Annotated in this window: 23 protein-coding genes and 1 pseudogene; 18 read left to right on the top strand and 6 right to left on the bottom strand. The window is 55.3% G+C overall.

Annotated features, from left to right (window positions below; translation table 11 throughout):
- Positions 1-57: 57 nt before the first annotated feature.
- The 5 genes and pseudogenes from ABS784_RS08950 (at position 58) to ABS784_RS08970 (ending at position 4,487) form a co-directional block, all read left to right on the top strand.
- On the top strand, positions 58-807 hold the full coding sequence (locus ABS784_RS08950; protein ID WP_352512212.1) for an IclR family transcriptional regulator: 750 nt from the start codon (positions 58-60) through the stop codon (positions 805-807).
- Positions 804-1,497 (top strand): annotated as a pseudogene (gene pxpB / locus ABS784_RS08955) (5-oxoprolinase subunit PxpB). Before ABS784_RS08950 ends, pxpB begins: the two are co-directional and overlap by 4 nt.
- Positions 1,490-2,461, top strand: a complete 972-nt coding sequence (locus ABS784_RS08960; RefSeq protein WP_352512214.1) for a 5-oxoprolinase subunit C family protein — start codon at positions 1,490-1,492, stop codon at positions 2,459-2,461. Before pxpB ends, ABS784_RS08960 begins: the two are co-directional and overlap by 8 nt.
- Positions 2,458-3,228 (top strand): 5-oxoprolinase subunit PxpA, encoded by a 771-nt coding sequence (locus tag ABS784_RS08965; protein WP_352512216.1) that lies wholly within the window; start codon positions 2,458-2,460, stop codon positions 3,226-3,228. The genes ABS784_RS08960 and ABS784_RS08965 overlap by 4 nt, the downstream gene beginning before the upstream one ends.
- A 287-nt stretch (positions 3,229-3,515) precedes the next feature.
- Entirely contained in the window at positions 3,516-4,487 is a 972-nt protein-coding gene (locus ABS784_RS08970; RefSeq protein ID WP_352512217.1) for a YbgA family protein, read from the top strand.
- Between the two features lie 89 nt (positions 4,488-4,576).
- On the opposite strand, the gene ABS784_RS08975 is transcribed toward ABS784_RS08970, so the two are convergent.
- Positions 4,577-4,846 carry an excalibur calcium-binding domain-containing protein gene (locus ABS784_RS08975; protein WP_066233008.1) on the bottom strand — a complete coding sequence of 90 codons (270 nt, stop codon included), beginning with the start codon at positions 4,844-4,846 and terminating at the stop codon, positions 4,577-4,579.
- Positions 4,847-4,965: 119 nt separating this feature from the next.
- Here ABS784_RS08975 and ABS784_RS08980 point away from each other — a divergent pair, with 119 nt between their 5' ends.
- The 4 genes from ABS784_RS08980 to ABS784_RS08995 all read left to right on the top strand — a co-directional run bounded on the left by ABS784_RS08980 (position 4,966) and on the right by ABS784_RS08995 (position 10,203).
- Complete coding sequence (locus ABS784_RS08980; RefSeq protein WP_352512352.1) at positions 4,966-6,447, top strand: transposase; 1,482 nt, start codon at positions 4,966-4,968, stop codon at positions 6,445-6,447.
- An 83-nt stretch (positions 6,448-6,530) separates the two neighbouring features.
- Positions 6,531-7,367 (top strand): HAD family hydrolase, encoded by an 837-nt coding sequence (locus tag ABS784_RS08985; protein ID WP_352512219.1) that lies wholly within the window; start codon positions 6,531-6,533, stop codon positions 7,365-7,367.
- Between the two features lie 173 nt (positions 7,368-7,540).
- The gene (locus ABS784_RS08990) at positions 7,541-9,223 is read left to right on the top strand and encodes a long-chain fatty acid--CoA ligase (RefSeq protein ID WP_352512221.1); all 1,683 of its coding nucleotides are present in this window, start codon (positions 7,541-7,543) and stop codon (positions 9,221-9,223) included.
- On the top strand, positions 9,223-10,203 hold the full coding sequence (locus ABS784_RS08995; protein ID WP_062898584.1) for a phosphotriesterase family protein: 981 nt from the start codon (positions 9,223-9,225) through the stop codon (positions 10,201-10,203). The genes ABS784_RS08990 and ABS784_RS08995 overlap by 1 nt, the downstream gene beginning before the upstream one ends.
- Before the next feature lie 76 nt (positions 10,204-10,279).
- Here ABS784_RS08995 and ABS784_RS09000 read toward each other — a convergent pair whose 3' ends face one another.
- Complete coding sequence (locus ABS784_RS09000; RefSeq protein WP_025039201.1) at positions 10,280-10,522, bottom strand: hypothetical protein; 243 nt, start codon at positions 10,520-10,522, stop codon at positions 10,280-10,282.
- 65 nt (positions 10,523-10,587) lie between these two features.
- Here ABS784_RS09000 and ABS784_RS09005 point away from each other — a divergent pair, with 65 nt between their 5' ends.
- From ABS784_RS09005 to thiE, 5 genes are all read left to right on the top strand, one after another.
- Positions 10,588-12,267: a DUF6044 family protein gene (locus tag ABS784_RS09005; protein ID WP_011231003.1), complete on the top strand. Its 1,680-nt coding sequence runs from the start codon at positions 10,588-10,590 to the stop codon at positions 12,265-12,267.
- A 1-nt stretch (position 12,268) separates the two neighbouring features.
- Positions 12,269-13,291 (top strand): glycosyltransferase family 2 protein, encoded by a 1,023-nt coding sequence (locus tag ABS784_RS09010; RefSeq protein WP_023634543.1) that lies wholly within the window; start codon positions 12,269-12,271, stop codon positions 13,289-13,291.
- 172 nt (positions 13,292-13,463) lie between these two features.
- Positions 13,464-14,273, top strand: a complete 810-nt coding sequence (thiM, locus tag ABS784_RS09015; protein WP_011231005.1) for a hydroxyethylthiazole kinase — start codon at positions 13,464-13,466, stop codon at positions 14,271-14,273.
- A gap of 18 nt (positions 14,274-14,291) precedes the next feature.
- Positions 14,292-15,092 (top strand): bifunctional hydroxymethylpyrimidine kinase/phosphomethylpyrimidine kinase, encoded by an 801-nt coding sequence (gene thiD, locus ABS784_RS09020; protein WP_011231006.1) that lies wholly within the window; start codon positions 14,292-14,294, stop codon positions 15,090-15,092.
- Positions 15,093-15,097: 5 nt separating this feature from the next.
- On the top strand, positions 15,098-15,763 hold the full coding sequence (gene thiE / locus ABS784_RS09025) for a thiamine phosphate synthase (protein WP_352512225.1): 666 nt from the start codon (positions 15,098-15,100) through the stop codon (positions 15,761-15,763).
- Positions 15,764-15,853: 90 nt separating this feature from the next.
- Here thiE and ABS784_RS09030 read toward each other — a convergent pair whose 3' ends face one another.
- The gene (locus tag ABS784_RS09030) at positions 15,854-16,849 is read right to left on the bottom strand and encodes an acyltransferase family protein (RefSeq protein WP_011231008.1); all 996 of its coding nucleotides are present in this window, start codon (positions 16,847-16,849) and stop codon (positions 15,854-15,856) included.
- 125 nt (positions 16,850-16,974) lie between these two features.
- On the opposite strand from ABS784_RS09030, the gene ABS784_RS09035 reads away from it, so the two are divergent.
- The 4 genes from ABS784_RS09035 to ABS784_RS09050 all read left to right on the top strand — a co-directional run bounded on the left by ABS784_RS09035 (position 16,975) and on the right by ABS784_RS09050 (position 18,338).
- Complete coding sequence (locus ABS784_RS09035; protein WP_011231009.1) at positions 16,975-17,136, top strand: hypothetical protein; 162 nt, start codon at positions 16,975-16,977, stop codon at positions 17,134-17,136.
- Positions 17,137-17,316 (top strand): H-type small acid-soluble spore protein, encoded by a 180-nt coding sequence (locus tag ABS784_RS09040; RefSeq protein WP_011231010.1) that lies wholly within the window; start codon positions 17,137-17,139, stop codon positions 17,314-17,316. It abuts the gene before it with no gap.
- 108 nt (positions 17,317-17,424) lie between these two features.
- Positions 17,425-17,595: a twin-arginine translocase TatA/TatE family subunit gene (locus tag ABS784_RS09045; protein ID WP_011231011.1), complete on the top strand. Its 171-nt coding sequence runs from the start codon at positions 17,425-17,427 to the stop codon at positions 17,593-17,595.
- A 167-nt stretch (positions 17,596-17,762) separates the two neighbouring features.
- The gene (locus ABS784_RS09050; RefSeq protein WP_014195667.1) at positions 17,763-18,338 is read left to right on the top strand and encodes a YitT family protein; all 576 of its coding nucleotides are present in this window, start codon (positions 17,763-17,765) and stop codon (positions 18,336-18,338) included.
- Positions 18,339-18,535: 197 nt separating this feature from the next.
- Here the strand turns inward: ABS784_RS09050 and ABS784_RS09055 are convergent, their stop codons facing one another.
- The 3 genes from ABS784_RS09055 to ABS784_RS09065 form a co-directional block, all read right to left on the bottom strand.
- Entirely contained in the window at positions 18,536-19,897 is a 1,362-nt protein-coding gene (locus ABS784_RS09055; protein WP_011231013.1) for a S8 family peptidase, read from the bottom strand.
- Between the two features lie 331 nt (positions 19,898-20,228).
- Entirely contained in the window at positions 20,229-20,525 is a 297-nt protein-coding gene (locus tag ABS784_RS09060) for a spore coat protein (protein WP_011231014.1), read from the bottom strand.
- Positions 20,526-20,545: 20 nt separating this feature from the next.
- The gene (locus ABS784_RS09065) at positions 20,546-20,731 is read right to left on the bottom strand and encodes a DUF892 family protein (RefSeq protein ID WP_011231015.1); all 186 of its coding nucleotides are present in this window, start codon (positions 20,729-20,731) and stop codon (positions 20,546-20,548) included.
- Between the last annotated feature and the right edge of the window lies 1 nt (position 20,732).

A 20,732-nucleotide genomic window follows, 5' to 3' on the forward strand; every position in this document is an offset into this window, starting at 1 on the left:
AATATATAACTCGTATTTTGGAATTAATATTCTGATATTCGGAACAGAGGGGCAATGATGAATAAAACGGTCTTAAAAACAAAAGAACTGCTTGATTTGTTTCTCGATTGCGAACGGTTGACGCTGCCGGAAATGGTCGAGCGGCTTCGGATGCCCAAAACGTCGGTGTACCGGATGGCGCAGTCGCTTGTTGTCCTTGGTTTTTTGCAAAAACGAGGCGATTACTATGAGCTCGGTTTAGCCTTCTTGACGTTTGGCGCGCTCGTCGCCGAGCGGCTCGATATTCGCCGGGCGGCGCTGCCGGTGATGAAGCGGCTGAAAGAGGAGACGAACGAAGCGGTGAATCTTGTCATTCGCGACGGCGATGAGGCGCTGTATATTGAAAAAGTCGAGACGTCCGAGCCGGTGCGCGTCTATACGAAAGTCGGGCGGCGCGCCCCTCTGTATGCCGGGTCGTGCCCTCGTGTCTTGCTCGCGTTTATGGACAAGGCGGATCGGGAACGTTATTTAGAACAAGTCGAGCTTGTCAAAATCGCCAAACATACGGTGACCGACAAAGAAGCGCTGCGCCGGTTGTTGGAAGAAGACCGGGACCGCGGCTATACGGTCAGCTATTCTGAGCTGGAAAACTATTCGGCCGCCGTTGCGGTGCCGATTTTCAACCATGAAGGCGCGGCGGTTGCCGGGCTGAGCGTTGCCGGGCCGGAACAGCGCTTTTCGCCAGATGATGTGGCGCGCATCGTTCCGCGATTGAAGCAGGCGGCGATGGACATTTCGCGCGAACTCGGCTTTCGGGGGAAGGGATGACGGTGGAGTATACGTTGTTTCCATTATGCGAATATGCGGTGACGGTTCGGTTTTCAGACCGCATTGACGAGGACGTGAATGATATCGTCCACCAAACGGCCGCCCGGCTTCAGGCCGAGCGAAAAGAAGGCATCGAGGAGATCGTGCCGGCGTTTTCGTCACTCACCATCTACTATGATCCATTGGTGATCGATTACATCGGCATAGGCGCATGGCTAAGGAAAAACATCAGGCGGTCTGAACAAGCGGTGCGGCGTTCGGCGCGGACGGTCGTCATTCCCGTCTGTTACGGCGGCGAATTCGGTCCGGATTTGCCGGATGTCGCTCGTTTCCATGGGATGACAGAAGACGAAGTGATAGCGCTCCATTCGGCTGGACGCTACCGAGTTTATATGATCGGCTTTTCTCCTGGATTTGCCTATTTAGGAGGGCTGTCGCCGCGCTTGGCGACGCCAAGGCGGTCGGTGCCGCGCACAAAAGTGCCTGCCGGTTCGGTCGGCATCGCCGGCGGACAGACGGGCGTCTACCCGCTTGCGACGCCGGGCGGCTGGCAACTGATCGGTCGAACGCCGCTGAAGCTGTTTGACCCGCACCGAGAGAAGCCAAGTTTGCTTGCGGCTGGCGACATCGTGGAATTTCGGCCGATTGGGGCTCGTGAATTTGCACGTTTGGAGAGAGGAACATGATTGAAGTGATCGATGGCGGATTTTTTACAACCGCTCAAGACGGTGGGCGTTTCGGCTATCGGCACGCCGGTGTGCCGGTGGGCGGGGCGATGGATAGGTGGGCGTATCGCCTGGCTAATGCGCTCGTCGGCAACAATGGGGATGAGGCGGTGCTTGAGGCGACGATGGCCGGGCCGACGCTTCGGTTTCACGTTGAGGCCGTCGTTGCGGTATGTGGCGGCGATTTCCCGTGTGCGCTCAATGGGCGGCTGTTTGCACTTTGGAAGCCGATGGCTGTCGAGCCGGGCGATGTGCTCGAAATTGGGGTGTGTCGGACGGGGTTTCGGGCGTACATCGCCGTATCAGGCGGCATCGATGTCCCGCCTGTAATGGGCAGCCGTTCCACGTACGTTCCAGCGCAGCTTGGCGGTTTCGCTGGTCGGCCGTTGCGGTGCGGCGATGCGCTGCCACTCGGCGCCGCCCATGGGTGTCGTGTAGCCGAACCGCTGCGTTGGGGGCTTGCTTCAGCCGCCCGCCGTTATATCAGCGGGAAAATGAAAACGGTGCGCGCGGTTCCCGGCCCGGAGTATGACGAATTTACGCCGGAGAGCCGCCGCCAGTTTTTCGCCGCTCGCTATGAAGTGACGCCACAGTCCGACCGGATTGGCTATCGGCTTTCCGGTCCAGCGTTGGCGCTTGTGCGCGAGCGGGAGATGGTGTCGGAAGCGGTCGTCTTCGGCACGGTGCAAGTACCCGCGTCCGGCCAGCCGATCGTATTGATGGCCGACAGCCAGACGTCGGGCGGCTATCCCCGCATCGCCCAAGTCGCGGCGGTTGATTTGCCGATTCTGGCGCAGGCTCGCCCGGGCGACCTTATCCAATTTCAGCCGATCAGGCCGGAAGAAGCGGCGCGGCTTTATACGGAACAAGAGCGGCAGTTGGCTGGGTGGATTTCGGCCATTCGCCGTCAATGGGAGGGAGAACGGTGAGGATGATTGATTTGAACTGTGATTTTGGCGAAAGTTTTGGCGTGTACCAGCTTGGACAGGAAGGAATTTTGCCGTATGTCACGTCCGTCAACATCGCCTGCGGGTTTCACGCCGGCGACCCGCTCGTCATGCGGCGGACGGTGCAGCTTGCGATCCATCATGGCGTTGCCATCGGCGCCCACCCGGGGTTTCCGGATTTGCTTGGCTTCGGACGGCGGGTGATGGCCGTTTCGCCGGAGGAAGTGTATGCGTACGTCGTCTACCAAATTGGTGCGCTGGCTGCGTTTGTGAAGGCCGAAGGCGGCGTGATGACGCACGTCAAGCCGCACGGCGCCTTGTACAATATGGCGGCGAAAGACGCGGCGTTGGCGGAAGCGATCGCCAAAGCGGTGCGCGATGTTGACCCGTCGCTTATATTGTATGGTTTGGCGGGGAGCGAGATCATCCGCGCGGGCCGCTCCTATGGCTTGCGGACGGCGAGCGAAGTGTTCGCTGACCGGACATATCAGGATGACGGCTCCCTCACTCCAAGAAGCGATCCGTGCGCCATCATCGCCGACGAGGATGAAGCAGTCAAGCAAGTACTCATGATGGTCCGCGACCGGCGTGTCCGCTCGCTGCAAGGGACGGACATTGCCATTGAAGCCGACACTGTCTGCCTGCATGGCGACAACGAGCAGGCGGTCCGATTTGCCAAGCGGCTCTATGAAGCGTTGCGAAATGAAGGAATCGCCATTCAGGCGGTGCGTCGGGAGGAGAGACGATGAAAAAAGAAAGCAGGCTCAGCGTGTTTGGCGCTATCGTCGTCATCTTGATGGCGTATATGGGCGTCTATACCGCTATGCAGCAGCTGCCGCCACTGTTCCGCTAAAGAACAAAGCGTCCTAAGCAGGAAAGCCGCTTAGGGCGCTGTTTGCATTTGGAGCTGTTTATTGCTTCTTCTAACTTATACCGATTTTTTGACTGGCTCAATGAAATCGGCATTCATGACAGTCACTCATTTGATTGGTTACAATAACAAAGAGAGATGACGGAACGAGAAAGGAGAAAAAAGATGCATTACGCCATTCCAACAGTGGTGGTCAGCGAGTGCCTCGGGTTTTCCGCTTGCCGGTATAACGGCGACATCATTCACAATCCGTTTATATCTCGTTTAGCCGCGTTTGCCCGGCTTGTTCCTGTATGCCCCGAAGTGGCCATTGGTCTTGGGGTTCCGCGGGAGACGGTTCGGCTTGTGAAACACGGCGAGGAAAAGCGGCTTGTGCAGCCGTCGACAAATCGAGATTGGACGAAGGAAATGAAGGCATTTGCCACCTCCTTCTTCGACCAAATCGAAGAAATTGATGGATTCATTTTAAAAAGCCGTTCTCCGACGTGTGGCATCAAAGATGTAAAAGTGTATGGCAATGCTGACAGCAGCATGGTCATCGAGAAAGGAGCAGGGCTGTTCGCCGATCATGTATTTCAACGCTTTCCCCAAGCGGTTATTGAGGAAGAAGGACGCTTGACGAATGCAGCCATTCGCGAACACTTTTTGACAAAGTTGTTTTCGCTCGCCTTATTTCGTGAAGTGAAAGCCGAGCGGTCCATGAAAGCGCTCGTGCAATTCCATTCTGAGCATAAATATTTATTTATGGCGTACAGTCAAACGTGGTTGAAGCAGCTTGGCCGCTTGGTGGCGAACCGTGAACGCCTTCCGGTTGAGCAGGTGCTGAAGTTGTATGAGCAGGGATTGCATGCCTTATTTGCCCGCGCTCCGCAACGCCGTTCCCATATCAATGTTTGCCAACATGTGATGGGCTATTTCAAAAAGGAGATGTCAGCGAAAGAAAAGCAATATGTATTGGAACTGTTGGCGCAATATCGGGCGCAGCAACTGCCGCTCAGCAGTGTGACAAGCGTCTTGAAATCGTGGGCCATTCGCGAAGAAAACGATTATTTGTTGCAACAGCGGTACTTCGCCCCGTACCCGCCTGCTCTCTTAGATGTCCGCGATTCGGGCAAAGGAAGGGAAACGGCGGTGTGAGCGATCGCTCATTCGAAGAAAGCAAAAGCCAAAGGGTGATTCGGTTGGCCCTTTGGCTTTGAACAAGATGGAGAACAAAGGGCGAAAGACTATCGTTCGCAGGCGATCCCATCTTTATCTCGATCCAGTCGTTGATTGGCATCGTATAATGCTTTCGATACGTAAGGCTTATATTTGGTTTTTCCTCCTTTGTTTTTGACAGAGGAGGAGCGGGCTACGCCCCCTGGATAATCTTTGTTCAGCGCGGTGCAGTTTGGATACGTTTTGATTTTGGCTGCCGCTTCGGCCAGGCGGAGCGAGTCAAAGGAAAAGCTGGCTACGAGTGCAAGGGAAAGGACAAGCGAGATCACGAATCTCATCATGTGTTCCCCCCTCTTTGCAAAATGATGGCAAGCTTTTCTAGAAGGCCGGTGAAAAAGTACACCCTGAGGCAGGGATTTAGGTGGCTTGTGTCGAAAAAGGAAGAAAAATCGTTGGAATGGAGCGTGAATGGATGATGAAAGCCCCCAAAAACCCTTCGACTCAGCCTCGGCTGTTTCAAGTCATCGACATGGAGGACCTGGTTCCCCCACACCATATCCTGCGCCAAATCAACGAAGCCGTCGACTTTTCCGTCATTCACGATTGGGTGGCTCCCCTGTACACGGAAAAAACGGGTCGCCCGGCGGCGGATCCGGAACGGCTGCTTCGCCTGATGCTGCTCTCGTATTTGTTTGATCACTCTGAGCGGGAGTTGTATGAGATCCTCCCCATGCATGCCGGATACTTGTGGTTTTGCGGTCTCGACTTTGAATCCGTGCTTCATCCGGATCCTCATCATCCTACGCTTCCGGATCGAACGACGCTCGTCAAAACGCGGAAACGCTGGCGCCAACATGGAATCTTTGACCGGCTGATGACCTACGTGGTGGATCAATGCATCGCGGCGGGGTTGGTCTCGCCGGATGTGCATGCGGCGGCTGACGGCACTCAAGTGCGGGCGAATGCTTCGATCCACAGCTTGCGGGAAGTCAAGCTCGCTCCGGTGGAAACGTTGGAGGACTACCTCGCCCGCACCGCCCGGGAAGATGAACAGACCGAGTCCCCGGATGCGGACCGGAATCCCGATGACGACCCGCCTTCTCCGTCTCCAAAATCAGGGGAACGCGTCCATGCCGAAGAACGAGGAAACTTCCGTGGAATCAGGTTTTCCAACCAAACCCATCGAAGCGTGACGGATCCGGATGCCCGGCTGTACAAGAAAGGCAAAGGACAGGAAGCGTATCCTCGGTATCTGGTGCACGACGTCATCGATGTCCAGTCGCGCGTCATTTTATCTCGAAAAGCGAGCGTGGCCACCGGAACGGCGGAGCGGGAGACGAGTTTGGAGCAGCTGGCCTCGATTCGGTTTCGCCATCCGTCGATCACGATTCGGACCTTGTCCGCGGACAAAGCGTATGGCACCACCGAGTATCTGGAAGCGATCTTCGTTCAAGGCATCACACCGCTCGTGTCGCTGCGCCGCAAGGAGATGGAGGAGATTCCAACCTGGAAGCGCCGGGCGAAGAATCCCGCTCAGGAAGCAAAGCGCCAGGCGAAAGTCCGAGACGTTCAGATTCGCAATCAAGCGAGGCTCATTCAGCAACAGGGCGGCTATCGATCCATTCAAGCCCTTCGCACGCGTTGTGAGCATGTGTTCGCCGAAGGGAAGGAATGTCATGGGCTGGACCGGGCCCGAAGCCGGGGTCTTTACGCCATGGAAGAACAGGCGCTGTTGACCGCCGTCGTGCAAAATCTGAAGCGATTGTGCCGGTTTCGAAAAAAACGAGGGGGGACCGGCTCTTTGGCGTGCGCAAAACCGGAATTTGGAGCAGGAAGTCCTGCTCGTCCTTCCGTCCTTTGGCGCCAAATGGCGGGGAGAATGGCCTCCAAAATTCGACATGAGGGAAGTCTATGCCCCATTAATTCACCGGCCTTCTAGAATCATATTTTGCCATATTTGCGTTCGTTCATCAACCAAAAGCGGACAAGCAAACGGTGACGGGCCAAGAAAGGGGAAACAGTATGCACGGAGCAGACATCAAAGCGATCGTCTTTGATTTGGACGGAACACTATACGAGGAAACGGGGCATTTTGATTATTACGCCGAGCAGGTGGCCAAACGGCTTTGTGAAACAGACCGGCCGCGGTTTTGGAACGATTACCGCGCGGTGCTCGCCGGACGCCATCCGCTTCGCATCGGCGTTGTGTACGATACAAAGGAAGATTTGATTTTACAGCTCGAAGAAGGAAATGTTCGCGAAGCTCGCCGCTGGAGCGGCGAGCCGTTGACGAAGCTGGAGATCGAAACGGTTTACACGAAGCCGGTGGCGGTCGACTTGGACCGCTTTTTCAGCATCGGCGACCTTTGGTGGGTTCCAAGCTCGATCGGCCGCCATTACGGATTGGCTAATGCGGATACATATGCGGCATTTTTGAAGACGCGCGAATGGATGATGGGGCCGGAATTCAAAATGAACGGGGCGCCGGGGTTGGCGGAGACGCTCACCGAGTTGCGTAAAAAAGCGGCGCTTGTGTTGATGACGAACAGTCCGGAGCCGGACAGCGAATCCATTTTGCGGAAGCTGGGGTTGGCGGATGTATTTCACCATAAAATTTTCCAAGCTGCCAAACCGATTAAAACGGCCGCCCATTTGGAAGCCATTCGGGCGCGTTTTGGCGTCGATTACCGACAAATGCTTTGCGTAGGGGACAATGTTGGCAATGATATCGCTCCGGCCCGTCGGCTCGGCTGCCGGACGATGTTGGTCGACACCTATGGCTTGGCGAAACAAGGGGATGCAGATTTCATCGTCGCTTCGACGTCGGCGTGTGTGCCGGTGCTGCGCCGCCTGTTGTAGGCGGTGTGTTTTTTTGTTTTGTATATTCAGAAAATTATTGAAAGTATTTATGAAAGCGTGTACAATAAAAGACAACCGGCTATATACCAACTGGTCAGTAAAAAAACTGTCCAATGCTGCTTGCGCGGCGGTTGCCGCATTGAACGATCGCGTGAAAAGGAGGAGGGGGCGGAATGAATACGAGACATTACCCGTATTGGCCGAAACGACTCTCGAAAACGCTGGCTGTGCCGGAGACGACGCTGGTCGACCATTTGGAAACAACGGCAAAGCGCTACCCGAACAAAACGGCGATCTATTATTACGGAGCTGCGTACTCGTACAAAGAGCTGCTTGATGACGTCAACGCGTTGGCCGGCTATTTGCAGCAAAAGCTGTCCGTCAAACCGGGCGACCGCGTTCTATTGTACATGCAAAATTCTCCGCAGTTTGTCATCTCCTACTATGCCATTTTGCGCGCTGAAGCGATCGTCGTGCCGATCAATCCGATGAACACCTCAGAGGAGCTTTCCTTTTACGTCAATGATTGCGAAACGAGAGTCGCCATCGTTGGGCAGGAGCTGCTTGACAAAGCGGCCCCGCTCCTTGGACGAACGGCGTTGGAACAAATCATCGTCGCCGCTTATTCTGATTATGCTTCCGATGAATCGCCGGTTTCGCTTCCGGCTGAAGTGGCGGCGCCGCGGCGGGCCATTGGGGATGAGCGCATTCTTTTATGGGCGGACTGCCTCGGCGCCCAATTGCCGCCGCTTCCATACAACGGCCATGTTGATGACATCGCCGTCTTGCCATACACATCCGGGACGACCGGGGTGCCAAAAGGCTGCATCCACCCGCACCGGACGGTGAACGCCAACATCGTCGGCGCCTACCACTGGGGCGATGTGACGAGCGATTCGGTCGCGTTGGCGACGCTGCCGTTTTTCCATGTCACGGGGATGGTCCATAGCATGCATACGCCGATTTTCGCCGGCGCCGCCATGGTGTTGATGACGCGCTGGGATCGGGACGCGGCCGCCCGGCTGATTGAATTGCACCGCTGCACGCATTGGGTGAACATCAGCACGATGCTGATCGACTTTTTGGCCAACCCGGCGCTTGGCCGGTATGACATTTCCTCGCTTTCGAGCATTTCCGGCGGCGGAGCGGCGCTTCCGGAAGCGGTCGGGGAAAAATTGTTCCAGCTCACCGGCGTCCGTTATTTTGAAGGCTACGGGCTGACGGAGACGATTTCGCAGACGCATTTCAATCCGCCGGACCGGCCGAAATTGCAATGTCTCGGCGTTCCGTCGTTTGACGTCGACGCGCGCATCATCGACCCGGCGACGGGGCGGGAGCTTGGCGTCGGCGAAGTCGGGGAGATCATCGTTTGTGGCCCGCAAGTGTTCCGCGGCTATTACCGGCGTGAAAAAGAAACGGAAGAAGCGTTCATCGAGCTCGACGGCAAGCGGTTTTTCCGCACCGGCGACATCGGGCGGATGGATGAGGAAGGCTACTTTTTCATCGTCGACCGCGTCAAACGGATGATCAACGCTTCTGGATACAAAGTGTGGCCGACCGAAGTCGAGTCGCTTTTGTACAAACATCCGGCTGTTCAGCAGGCGTGCGTTGTCGGCGTGCCGGATCCGCGCCGCGGCGAAACGGTGAAGGCGTTTATCGTCCTTCATGACGAGTATGTCGGCAAAGTGACGGAACAGGAGATCATCGAATGGGCGAAAACGCAAATGGCGGCGTACAAATATCCGCGCCTCGTTGAATTCCGCAAATCGTTGCCGATGACGTCAAGCGGCAAGCTGCTTTGGCGGAAACTGCAGGAAGAGGAGTATGAAAAAGCGGGGAAAGGGGTGAACAACTGATGGCGGAGATGGTAGAAACGGTATGCGGGCCGGTGCCGGTGGAACAGCTTGGCAAAACGCTCATCCACGAGCATTTCCTCTTCGGTTATCCAGGGTTTCAAGGCGATGTGACGCGCGGCACGTTCCGTGAAGACGAGTCGCTTCGCGTCGCAGTCGAGGCGGCGGAAAAGATGAAGCGGCACGGCATTCAAACGGTTGTCGATCCGACGCCGAACGATTGCGGGCGCAACCCGGCGTTTTTGCGGCGCGTCGCTGAAGAGACGGGGCTGAACATTATTTGCGCCACCGGCTATTATTATGAAGGGGAAGGGGCGCCGCCGTACTTCCAATTCCGCCGGCTTCTCGGAACAGCAGAAGATGACATTTACGACATGTTTATGGCCGAGTTGACCGAGGGCATTGCCGATACCGGAATCAAGGCGGGTGTCATCAAGCTCGCCTCGAGCAAAGGGCGCATTACTGAGTACGAAAAGATGTTCTTCCGCGCTGCCGCCCGCGCGCAAAAAGAGACGGGTGCGGTCATCATCACCCATACGCAAGAAGGAACGATGGGGCCGGAACAAGCCGCCTATTTGCTTGAGCACGGCGCCGATCCGAAAAAAATTGTCATCGGCCATATGTGCGGCAACACGGACCCGGACTATCATCGAAAGACGCTTGCTTACGGCGTTTACATTGCGTTTGACCGCTTCGGCATCCAAGGGATGGTCGGCGCGCCGACCGATGAGGAGCGGGTGCGGACGCTCCTTGCTCTGCTCCGCGATGGGTACGAGAAACAAATTATGCTGTCGCATGACACTGTCAACGTTTGGCTCGGTCGTCCGTTTACGCTGCCGGAACCGTTTGCGGAAATGATGAAAAATTGGCATGTCGAGCATTTGTTTGTGAACCTCATTCCCGCGCTGAAAAATGAAGGAATCCGGGACGAAGTGCTTGAGCAAATGTTCATCGGCAATCCGGCGGCGCTGTTCTCGGCTTGACGCCGTTTGTAAGGTCGGTAAAAACCGCGCTTTCTGCAAAATCGTTGTTGCGAACGCGCGGAAAAGCGGTTGTTTATCATCCTAAACCGAGAAAACCCCCACTTCCACGCGTGAGCGTAGGTGGGAGAGCGTTCAAGAGCGAAATCTCCATGGTTCGCGCGTTTTTTCGTTCCATCACCAGTTTTTTGGGCAACGTTGTGTTGCATGCAAAAGGCTGATCGAAAGGTAAATAGACGAATAGAAAACCGCCGTCATCCGGCTTCATCCGGCCGACGGCGGTTTTTTGTTTGGACAGGGGTCCGTTTTTTTCCATTCTCATGAATAATTTTCCTGTTGGGTTGAACAATAAAGAAAGACAAGAGCCGGGCGAAAGGGGGAGAAAAGGTGCCGGCCATCGAAAAGCGAATCCTGATCTTCTCTTTCGTTGTCATCGCCTTGTACGTGTCGCCGTATTTTGTGCTTGGCGAGGATGCGCATATGCGCGTCCACGACAATTTGGATTCGAACATCGCCTGGTATAAGGTGCTCACTCGAAGCGGTGAGCTGTTCGGACCGGTCGATGGCGTCATTCCGCAAATCATCAACGGCCTGCCGCGCAACGCGTTCGGCACAGAATTCAGCGGCATCGTTTGGCTTCACGCCCTGTTTCCATCCATTTACGCCTATGGGCTCAGTCAAGCCGCAACCCGCGTATTGGCGTTCATCGGCATGTATTTGCTGCTGCGAAAACATGTGCTGCCGGGCGAGCGCTGGGGATGGATTCGCATCGGCTCTTCGTTGACGTTTGCCTTGACGCCGTTTTGGCCATCGGGAATGTTAAGTACGCTCGGGATGCCGCTTGCGCTTTGGGCGTTTTTAAACATTCGGGGCGGCGAGCGTTCATGGGTGAACTGGGCGGTGTTGACGCTTTTGCCGCTCTATTCGAGCTTCGTGCTTGGATTTTTCTTTTTCTTGAGCGCGCTTGGGATTTGGTGGCTCATTGATGTCATCCGCGGCAAGGGTTGGAATTGGCGGTTTTTGGCGGCCATCGTCTATATGACGATGCTCTATTTGGCGGTCGATTACCGGCTTGTCCATTCGCTCTTGTTTTCCAATGAGCCGACAAGCCGCGACGAATATTTCCACGCCCGTCTGCCGCTTTGGCGCGTCATCCGGCTGACGTTCAAAAACTATGTGCTCGGCCATACCCACGTCATGACCGTGCATGGGCTCGTCATTTTACCGGTGACGCTCGTTGCCTTGTACATTGTATGGAAGCGGAAAAGCTGGCGGCGGGAGAAACTGTTTTTGATTTTGCACGGGTTGAACTTCGCGCTGTCGACATGGTATGCGTTTTGGTTTTACAAAGGATGGCTGCCGCTCACCGAACGGTTTGATTTGCTCGATAAGTTCAATTTCGCCCGCTACCATTTTTTGCGGCCAATGGTGATTTACGTCTTGTTTGCACTGGCGCTGAAAATTTTTTGGCAGGAAGGCCGAAGGTGGCGGGCGGTCGGTGCGGCGGCCATTGTCTTGCAGCTTGTCGTGCTTGCTTTATGCAATGAGGAAATCGTCTACCGCGACAAGCCGTCGTTTCGCGAGTTTTACGCGGAAAAGCAGTTTGCCGCCATTCGCCGCTATATCGGCCGCCCGGTGCATACATACCGTGTCGCCAGCATCGGCATCCACCCGGCGATCGCTCAATACAACGGCTTTTACACACTCGATACGTACAACAACTTTTATCCGCTCGAATACAAGCATCGGTTTCGCCGCATCATCGCCAAGGAGCTTGCGAAAAACAAAAAACTGCGCGAGTATTTCGATGAATGGGGCGGGCGCTGCTATTTGTTCGTCGATGAGCTCGGCAAGCGGTATATGTTTCAGAAAAACTCGAAGCGGACGATTCGCAGCTTGGAATTGAACACAAACGTGTTTTATAACATGGGCGGGCGCTACATTTTTTCAGCGCTGCCGATTGAAAATGCCGACGAAAACGCCTTGCGCCTTGAGCGGGTGTTCCGTTCCAAAGAGTCCGCGTGGACCATCTATTTATACAAAGTCGTGCCGGAGGGAGGAAGGTGACATGTTCGAACCGACGTTGGCTATTGTTGTGCCGTGTTACAACGAAGAAGAGGTGCTGCCGGAGACGATCCGCCGCTTACGGGAGTTGCGCGAACAATTGATTGAAGAGCAGCTCATTTCATCCAACAGCGCGCTTTTGTTCGTCGATGACGGCAGCTGTGATGACACATGGAAGATCATATACAAAGCGAGTTTGCGTCACCCGGAAGTGAAAGGGCTGAAACTGGCGCATAACGCCGGCCACCAAAACGCGCTGCTTGCTGGGCTGTTCGCCGCGAAAAGGCATGCCGATTGCCTCATTTCGATCGACGCCGATTTGCAAGATGATGTAGCGGCGATTCGGGAATTTGTGCAAAAGTTTCGTGAAGGCTATGACATCGTCTACGGCGTGCGCCGGCGGCGCGATGCCGATACATGGTTCAAGCGCCATACGGCGCAAGGGTTTTATCGGTTGATGAAGGCGTTTGGCGTCGATCTCGTTTACAATCACGCCGACTATCGCCTTATGAGCCGGCGCGCTGTGGACGCGCTTGAACAGTTCGGGGAAGCGAACTTGTTTTTGCGCGGCATCGTTCCACTTTTGGGCTTTCGGTCGGCGACGGTTTATTATGACCGAAAAGAGCGGCTGGCCGGGAAAACGAAATATCCGCTGAAAAAAATGATCGCCTTTGCGCTTGACGGCGTGACGTCGTTCAGCGTCACCCCGATCCGTTTCATTTCGCTCGTTGGGTTTCTCTCGTTTGTCGTCAGCTTGATGTTTGGCGCCTATTTTCTTTTCCTCAAATGGGTCGGGCATACGGAAACGGGTTGGACGTCGCTCATTACGTCCATTTGGCTGTTAGGAGGGTTGCAACTGATGGCGCTCGGGCTGATTGGTGAATATATTGGAAAAATTTACAAAGAAACAAAACGGCGGCCGCGCTATATCATCGATTTGGATTTGTGGAATTGGCCGCTGCCGCAGCGGCTGTCGCCGGCGGCGCCGTCCGAAGAGGGAGGGGCGGCCGAATGGACGCGTTCGTAATGGAACAAAAAGGGAGGTGCGCTTTGGCGGCCGCCTTTTTTCTTTGTCTTGCAATTCAAAAAAAGAAAGAGTAGACTGATGGATGGGGAGAATGGATCATTCTATTGGCCGAAAGTACGGCGAAAGCCAGTGTATGGCCGGCGAAAGGGCTTGGAAAGGGGAGAAACCGGAAATGGCCAATTGGCATGAATGGGCGGAACTGCTCGAGCGGGTAAGAGAGGAGAATCCGCTCGTCCATAATATCACGAATGTCGTTGTGACGAATTGGACGGCGAATGGATTGCTTGCGCTTGGCGCTTCACCGGTGATGGCGTATGCGAAAGAGGAAGTGGGCGAGATGGCGAAGCTCGCTGGAGCGCTTGTCCTCAATATTGGGACGTTGAATGACAAAGAGGTGGAAGCGATGCTTGTCGCCGGCCAGGCAGCCAATGAAGCCGGCGTGCCGGTCATTTTCGACCCGGTCGGGGCCGGGGCCACGCGCTACCGGACGGAGACGGCGCGCCGCATCGCGGAACAAGTCAAGCTTGCCGTGATCCGTGGCAATGCGGCGGAGATCGCCAATATGATTGGTGAGGCGTGGACGATTAAAGGAGTCGATGCCGGCGGCGGCAGCGGCGATCGAGTGGCGTTGGCCAAACGGGCGGCGGAGCAGCTCGGCGCCGTTGTCGCGATTACTGGAAAAGAGGACGTCGTTGCGGACGGACAGACGACGTATCTTATTCAGAACGGCCATCCGTTGTTGACGAAAGTGACCGGAGCGGGCTGCTTGCTGACATCGGTCATCGGAGCGTTTGCGGCCGTTGAGCGCGATGCGGCGGCAGCGGCGGTGGCTGCGCTTGTGTATTACGGCGTCGCAGCGGAGCAGGCGGCGGCCAAAGCCGGGGAGCGCGGACCGGGCAGCTTCCAGACGGCGTTTTTGGACGCGTTGGCGTATACAAGCGTCGATGATGTCAAACGGCATGGCCGGGTGGAACAACGGTAAAAGGGGAGGAGAAACACGATGGTGTACAAAGCGTTGACGATTGCCGGGTCGGACAGCGGCGGCGGCGCCGGCATTCAGGCTGACTTGAAAACGTTCCAGGAGCTCGGCGTCTTTGGCATGTCAGCGATCACGGCGGTGACGGCGCAAAACACCCTTGGCGTGCAAGGAGTCTATCCGCTCTCGGCGGAAGCAGTCGCCGCCCAGATCGAATCGGTGGCCGCCGATTTAGGCGCGGATGCGGTGAAAACCGGCATGCTCTTTAGTGCCGAGATCATTCGTACGGTTGCTGAACAAGTGAAAAAACATAAATGGGAGCGGCTGGTCGTCGACCCGGTGATGATCGCCAAAGGCGGCGCTCCGCTGTTGCAAGAGGAAGCGGTGGCCGCGCTGAAAGAAGAGCTGCTGCCGATGGCGCTTGTCATTACACCGAACATTCCAGAAGCGGAAGCGTTGACAGGCGTTGTCATCCGCACGATGGATGACCGCCGCGAAGCCGCGCGCCTCCTCCACCGGATGGGCGCCCGCTATGTCGTCGTGAAGGGCGGCCATGACGATGATGGCGAAGAAACCGTCGACTTGCTGTATAACGGCAGCGAATTTTCCTATTTTAAAAGCAAGCGAATTGACACGCGCCATACGCACGGAACCGGGTGTACATTTGCCGCGGCGATCGCCGCTGAGCTGGCGAAAGGGCGGCATCCTGTCGACGCTGTCGCGACGGCGAAGGCGTTTGTGCAATCGGCGATTGCCCACCCGCTCGGCATCGGCCAAGGCCATGGGCCGACGAACCATTGGGCGTACCGCCAATATGGAGAGTGAGAACGATGGTGCGCATCGCGAGCGGCGAAATGAAGGAGCGGCTGGCTGTTTACTTCATTATGGGAAGCCAAAACAGCGAACGTCCGGCCGCCGATGTGCTGAAAGAAGCGCTTGACGGCGGTGTGACGTTGTTTCAATTCCGCGAAAAAGGGCCGGGCGCTTTAAAAGGGGCGGACAAAGAGGCGCTCGCCCGGCAGCTGCAGCGCCTTTGCCGCGCTTATGGGGTGCCGTTTATCGTCAACGATGACGTCGAGCTGGCCCTCGCCATTGATGCCGACGGCGTCCATGTCGGTCAAGACGATGAGGACGCGCGGCGCGTGCGGGAAAAAATCGGCGATAAAATTTTGGGCGTCTCAGCGCACAACGTCGAAGAAGCGATGGCGGCCGTTGAGGCGGGCGCCGATTACCTCGGCGTCGGCCCGATTTACCCGACCAGTTCGAAAGAGGATGCAAAGGAAGCGCAAGGACCGGATGTTCTCCGCCGCTTGCGCGAAGCCGGCATCACCATTCCAATCGTCGCCATTGGCGGCATTACGGCTGCGAACGCCAAAACCGTTGTGGAAGCCGGGGCGGATGGAGTATCCGTCATCAGCGCCATCGCTTCGGCTCCGTCGCCAAAGGCGGCGACCGCCGCCTTAGCGGAAGCGGTGCGGGCAGCCCGCACGCGCTGAATGAAAAAGTCGGTTTCCACTTGTAGGCAAAGCGCCATAAATGGAAAAAGGTGTCCCGTTGATATTTCGGGACACCTTCTTTTTTGACTGCTAGGTCGTTGTCTGCCGCCAGTTCGGCCATCGCCATTCCAACAGCGGCCGCACGAGCCGGACGACCGGCTTGCTTCCAAGGATGAGCATCATGGCAACCGACAGTGCAAGCAGAAGCGGATAGCCGTGCACATCCATAATAAAGTCTGGGAATGGCGTCTCGTGCAAATATTTTAAAATAAACCCGTGCAAGATATAGATGTAAAACGTGCGCGCCCCGAGCACGGAAAAGGAGAAGCGACGGCTCGGGATGAGCGACAGAAAGCCAAACATCATGAGCAGGCTCGCCCCATAAATGGCGAGGCGGCTCGCAATGCCGGCTGATTCCGAGACGCCGAGCGTATCGTACGATTTCGAGCCGTACAGCCAATCTTGCGGCAAATCCGGAAACCCGAAATGGATGACGAAAAACATGCCAACAAGCACGAATAGCGAAACGAGGCGCACTGGGGCGGCAAACAAGCGCTCGATCGCCGACTTTTGAAAGAAAAATCCAAGCAAAAAGAACGGGAAAAACGTGAGCGTTCGCGACAAGCTCAGCCATTTTTCCACTTCCATCATCCCGCCGGCAAGGCCGAAAAGAAGCGCCATCGGCAATGCGATCCGCTTTGGCAGCCGGCCGAACCATAACAGCAGCACGTTCCAGCTAAACAGGCTGAGCAAAAACCATAAACTCCAATGCGGGGTCAATAAGTCAAGTTCCAGCGACTGTTTGTCATACAGGAAGAAATAGTAGATCGAATACACCAGCTGGAACAGAACGTACGGGATGAGCAATTTTTTCGTGATCTTTTGCAAGTAGCCGTGCTCGTGGAATTTTTTTGCGAAATAGCCGGAAATGAAAACGAACGCCGGCATGTGGAAAAAGAAAATCCACGTATACAAGCTGTGCACCCATAAGACGTCATCAATGTACGGGCGCAGAAAGTGGCCAAACACGACGAGGAGCATGAGCGCGCATTTTGCGTTGTCAAAATAATAGTCCCGCTCCTTCATAGTGTTTCCTCCTTTCTGTACACACCAATTCGAATCATACTCCTTCTTTTTGAGGGAGTCAACGCAGGAAACGAAGCGATGGGATGTCCGCTGTCATCAGTTTGCCAAAGAAAGGTGATGATTCGGTGAAAAACGATCGGCGCGAAATAGGCGATATGACGCAGTTGCTTGAAATCATCAACGCCAAAGGAGACGAAGGCGAGCTTCATGAGATTGTCTGCAACGACGAGTTGTTTTGGAAAAGCTTGCGGGCACAGGCGGAAGACAGTGCGAAAGGAGGGGAGTAAATGGAACTGTTGCGGGCGAAGCGAATGGCTGAAGCCGGGGAGATCGTTCCGGTGATGTATAAAGGGAAACAAGTGGTGATTCAGCACGTCGATGATGAGCGCGAAATGGCTCGCGTTTATTTCACCGATGAGCCGGAACACGAACAAGACGTACCGGTGCGACTGCTTGAGGAACAATGAGAGATGTGCAAATTGTCGCCGTTTTGTCAAGGGAAAGACGATGACACTGTCTGTTCTTCTATGGTATAATGATTCAAGAAACGACGCTTGAACATTGGAGTGACAAACATGAACATCGGCTTTGGAGAAATTGCGCTCATCGTCTTTTTCGCTTTGCTCATTTTCGGGCCGAAAAAGCTGCCGGAGTTAGGACAAGCGGCCGGGAAAACGCTGCGCGAATTTAAGAATGCGACAAAAGGCATCATCGACGATGACGAGACGACAAAAGCGCAAAAATAAGAGGTTGGGCATAGAGGCCTGGCCTCTTATTTTTGCATTTCGTCCGTGACCAGCCATTTCCTCCGCGATGCGGCAAAAAAGAGACAAGCTCTGTCAAGGGGCGCCATATACATATATATGGAGGCATGTTGGCTCGTTGGGATAAGCCGTGGCGGAGGGGTTTCGTGATGATCAAAAAAATGGCGGCGGTGATTGTCGGCAGTCTGCTTCTTGGCGTTGGCATCAACGTCTTTTTAGTCCCTCACCATTTGCTTGATGGGGGGATGATCGGGCTCGGGCTGATCGCCAAATACGTGTGGCACGTTCAGGCTGGGTTGACGATGATCGTCTTAAGCGTTCCGCTTTATGCAGCCGCATGGTTTTACTACCGCCCGTTTTTTTACAACAGCTTGCACGGACTTTTATTTTCCTCATGGATGATTGACGTATTGTCCGTTTTGCGCGGCGTGGTGGTGTTGGATCCGCTTTTGAGCGCGGTCATCGGCGGGGTGCTGGTCGGCGCGGGCATCGGCTTGATGCTGCGCGAGGAGACGAGCACGGGCGGGACCGACCTGCTCGCCCAGTTTATCGCTAGATGGACGAACTGGAACGTCGGGATCATCATTTTTGTCATTGACGCCTGCATTATTTCAGCTGGGAGCATGATCATCGACTCAGTGCCGTTTGTCCACTCGCTTGTCGTCGTCACGGTCGTCGGAGCGGTGACGACGATGTTGACGTGCGAAAAAACGATGGGGGTATAGCCCGAATCCCCATCGTTTTTCGTTTCAGCAGATAGGCGCTCCTCTATGGGAATGCGGCACCGAAGGCGCCGTTTCCGGCTGTTTGCTGATTTATGCTGTGGGGGAGTTTTAACATCGTTCGCACAGGAGATGAGAATTTTGTCCGTTTGACCTTTCCCAGCGACGAGTTCCCCAATCATTGGCGGAAGGAGCATCGGTTATTGCTTAGCCAGCTCGAGCGCGCGGTAGACGTTAATCAGCCCATAGCCGTAATACGGATCTTTTCCTCTCTCTCCCAAATCGTCAGCGCTTTCGAGAATAATGTCGCGCACTTCATCGTTCGAAAGCCGCGGGTTGACGGAGCGGATCAAAGCGGCGAGTGCGGTGACGTGCGGCGCGGCCATCGACGTGCCGGAAAGGGCGGCGTACCGGTGGCCGGCAAACGTGCTGGCAATGTTCGTTCCAGGCGCGACGACATCCACATAGTCGCCGTAGTTGGAATAAAGCGCATAGGAAAGATCCGGGTTGACAGCGCCAACACTGATCACTTCTGGATAAGCGGCTGGGAAGCTCGCCTGCGACGTGCTGTCGTTGCCGGAAGCGGCGACAAGCACGACATCATGAGCGTCGGCGTAGCGGATCGCTTCCTCAAGCACCGAGGACGGTTGGTAGTTGCCAAGGCTTAAGTTGATGACTTTTGCCCCGTGGTCGACCGCCCAGCGGATTCCTTTCGCTACATCAATGCTCGTTCCATAGCCGTCCGCATTTAATGCTTTGACGGCCATGATCGGGTTGAACCATGTCATGCCGGCGACTCCTTCGCCGTTGTTCGGCTGTGAGGCGATAATGCCGGCGACATGGGTGCCATGGCCATTTTCGTCATTCGGAGAGCGGTCGTCGGCCAATACGTTATATCCGGGCAGAAGGCGGCGGGTTAAATCGGGATGGGTCAAATCGACTCCGCTGTCGATGATGGCGACAGGCACATTCCGCTTGCCGCGCGACAGCGTCCAGCCGTCTTCGGTATGAATGGCCGGCAAGTTCCACTGGTAGCGGGCGTAAAACGAATCGTTCGGCACCGGCGCCGGCTTGTTCCACTCATTTTGCATGTAAATGTAGTGCGGTTCGCAATAATCAACCGTTGGAAGAGAGCGGAAATAGCGGCGCATTTCCTCATACGTTTGCTCGCGCGAGCGGAATACAAACACGTGGTCGACCTGCTTGATGAACTGGCCGGCGATGGCTGCCTCCATTTGTTGAAGACGGCTTTCCGATGGCAATGCCCGAAAGCGGACCACGATCTCATTGGCGAAATAATGGCTTCGGTCACCGCGGCGATTATGGAGGATTTCCCGAATGCGCGGGTGCTTGTTCAACTGCTGTTTCAGCTGCTCGCCTGCGCTTAAGCTGTCTAAGGCGACAACGGTTGGATGGGTGGGTGCGACCTCGGCGTCAAACGGCTTCAGCCGCGGTGGAGCCGGGGCGTTTTCTTCTGGAGCCGGTCGCCCCAAGACGGCTGCGGCAACGAGTAGAGCAACAACCGCGCTGGCCGCGGCCCATATTCGGTATCGGCGTTTCACGCTGTTCACCTCCTTTGTTGTTAGGATGGGCGATTGACGGACAAATCATGAAAAATGGGATTCACCTTTTGCCATGGTGAAATCCCATTTTCTTCTTCAGCGGCCGACCGATTGCATACAGATGCAATTTGAAGTTTTCACATTTGCGGCTTTTGCCGAGCATTTGATCGACTGTCGGGAGACCGAACAACGCCGCTTTCAGCCTCATGTATGGGTCTGAGAAGCGGATGGTTGTTCGGTCTTCCGTCACGCCAAGGCGTGACGGGGGCAAGCCTGTGGCTTGCCCTCGACAGTCGAAAAATAGATAAGCGGCTTTTCTGTCAAAGATATGTTAAACGTTTTGATTGTATCTAGACAGCACTTGCTGCGCTGCTTGCAGATCGAGGCGCAGCTGCTCTTGAACGTTCGTCGGATGGTAGTACCCTTTGTTGACCATATATTGGCTGATCTGTTCATGGAATGTGATCGCGTCATTCAAATGTTGCTTTAACGTGTTGCGCACTTCTGGGGTGGAAGCTTCGGCAATGGCCATCGCGCATCCTTTAATGGCGTTTTTCGCACTGATCAGGCAATCAGCGGCGATCATTTGATCGTTCAATACGCCGGTCGGTGTCATCGTTGCCTGCATCGTTGTCCCTCCTTTTGTCCTTATGACAGCAAGTTTTGCAAGTCGCGGATGTGCTGCTGTGTCTTTTGCATGTCTTGTTGAATGAGCGATTTCAATTGTGGATCGCTTGCCATTTGCTGCATGGCGGCACTTTTGGCAAGACAGGTGCTTTTAAACATAAGCAGTTCGTGCAGCTCAAGCGTTTCGTGTGTTCCTGCCGCGTTCATT

Origin of the sequence: Geobacillus sp. G4, assembly GCF_040327975.1 — a bacterium.
Lineage (GTDB): Bacteria > Bacillota > Bacilli > Bacillales > Anoxybacillaceae > Geobacillus > Geobacillus thermoleovorans.